This window comes from Pseudomonas sp. P5_A2_2, assembly GCF_054177685.1.
Genome location: NZ_JBGCUL010000790.1, coordinates 1 through 2109, shown reverse-complemented (window position 1 = coordinate 2109; position 2109 = coordinate 1). Strand labels below are relative to the sequence as shown.

At 56.7% G+C, this 2109-nt stretch carries 3 protein-coding genes and 1 pseudogene; all 4 read right to left on the bottom strand.

The window, feature by feature from the left end; all coding sequences use genetic code 11:
- Positions 1-148: pseudogene (locus tag ACXRVY_RS25740) on the bottom strand (serine peptidase); the annotation flags it as partial.
- Positions 149-326: 178 nt separating this feature from the next.
- A complete protein-coding gene (locus tag ACXRVY_RS25735; protein ID WP_223462999.1) occupies positions 327-1286 on the bottom strand; it encodes a MucB/RseB C-terminal domain-containing protein in 960 nt (319 codons plus the stop codon).
- A gap of 8 nt (positions 1287-1294) precedes the next feature.
- Positions 1295-1882, bottom strand: a complete 588-nt coding sequence (locus ACXRVY_RS25730; protein ID WP_223462998.1) for a sigma-E factor negative regulatory protein — start codon at positions 1880-1882, stop codon at positions 1295-1297.
- Positions 1883-1913: 31 nt separating this feature from the next.
- Positions 1914-2109, bottom strand: a 196-nt coding sequence (locus tag ACXRVY_RS25725; protein ID WP_458238596.1) for a sigma factor-like helix-turn-helix DNA-binding protein, incomplete at its 5' end; no start/stop codon positions are given.

Here is a 2109-nt window from a genome sequence, read left to right as displayed (position 1 = left end):
TGGTACTGATGTTCACGACCGCAGGCGAGGCCTGTTCGACCAGTTGCGTAAAGTCAGGCAATTCGACCGCTTGGGCGGTGACCGCCTGACCAAGCACCAGTACGGTGGCAATAATGGAAAGGTAGGACTTCAAGCGTGGTATCGACATACGGCTCCCGTTACGACGAGCATGGTTAAGCGATATGGAGCAAGAAACACCGGGAACAATACGCCGGTATTTTTGTTCCGGGAACAACAAACAAGGCCAGAGCCGAGGGACTCTGACCTATATGAAATTTACGGGATTTTAGCAAATTGAAATGCTCACGAAACATTTCGAATTCAGCTCACTGCTTGGTCGCAGCGGCGTCGGTACGCATCGAAAGCGCTATCCGCTCAGCGGTACCGACCGGTATCTCACCGACGACGGTCACCATCATCTCACCCTGTGCCGTGGTCAAGCGCCGGGAAACCGCAACGGTCGGCCCCAACTGAGTGCGGGTATCGGTGACTGTTGCGCCATTGAGCGGCTCGAGGAATACCGAAAAGCGCGTCAGACCATCGTCATACATCAGGCTATTGACCTGGGTTTTGGTCTCCGGATCCTTGCGAGCGGTGCTGCTGGTCAGCTCGAAGCCGGGCGGCAACCAGTCGGAACGCCAGACCTGGGCAGCCTTGACGGCAGAAGCCTTGTCACTTTCGAGATTGACGGGCTTGCAATCATTACTGGCCTGCAGGTCTTTTTCGGAAGGAACGTCAGCGGTATCCAGTTGCGTAAACTGGAAACGCTCCAACAACCGTCCCTTGTCGTCCAATAGCAAAGACTTCAGAGGCAGGCCGGTTTCTTTATCCAGATGCAGTTCAAAACCGTAGCGGTGTTGATCGCGGGGTGTCAGCGATACGATCACCGCCGAACGCCCGGCGACACGCGACTTGCCGATGACAGCGAGGTCATACCAATTCTTGAGCTTTTGAGGATCAAGTGCACGGGCCGCGGAGTTCGGGGAGTCCCCAAGCCCTGCTATCAGCGTGCCACTGACGCATTGGGTTTGCCCATCAATGCGAACGACTTCCTGAGCGGAGCCGTCGAGCTGGATCAAACGCTCGCGGACTTTTCCATCCTGGACACGGTGCCAGATGTTATGGGTAGAAAAACTACCGTTACGCTCGTAGACGAAAGTACCCTGAAAGCTTTGCTGTTGCTCTGCCTGGCCCAGGCGGGTCAACCAGTCCTGGGCATCATCGGCTTGGGCTGGAACGATGAACCAGCCGCTGAGCAGAAGCGAAAGTAGAGGTATGGCGCGCATGATCCTCCTTAACGGTTTTCCAGACTTGCGGCACGAGCGTACGGCAGAGCGCTCTCAGTACCTTTCAGTGCAGCCTGTTGTGCATGTTGGCGCAAGTAGCCTGGCAGACGCTGATCGTGCCACCCTGGCTGACCTTGCAAAACGCCGTTGGCCATTGGGCCAGTAGCTTGCGAACTCTCATTGTAGCCTGCGAGAACAGCAGGGCCTTTTACTTGAGGAACGGCCAGTCCGGGTTGACTGGATTGCTGGGCCAATTCGACACCGGCGATCTCGTCCTGGTTGTACAGACGCACACCGGCCAGTACCGCCAGGGTCACGGAAGCTGCGACCGCCAGACGACCCAGGCTGCGCCATGGACCACGGGAAGGTTTTGCCGGCACGGCTTCGTCAGCCAGAGCAGCAGAAACAGCCGCCGCGATGTCCAGACGTGGAAGCAGCAGATCCTTGTGCATCACTGCCCGAGCGATCTGATAACGAGCCCAGGTTTCACGGGTTTCAACATCGTCACAGGCATTCAATACCCGACGCAATTCAAGTTCGTCCGCTTCGTTATCCATCACTGCGGACAGCGATTCCTGCAGGGCTTCACGACTCATGGCGTTCCTCTCTTGGCTGTCGCCGCTGTCTTTAGTTTTCCTGCAACAACGGCTGCAGGGCTTTATCGATGGCCTCCCGGGCGCGGAAGATCCGGGAGCGCACGGTGCCTACCGGACATTGCATGACGCTCGCAATGTCCTCGTAACTCAGACCATCAAACTCACGTAAAGTTAAAGCCGTACGTAAATCTTCCGGCAGTTGCTGAATGGTTCGATGGACGGTGCCT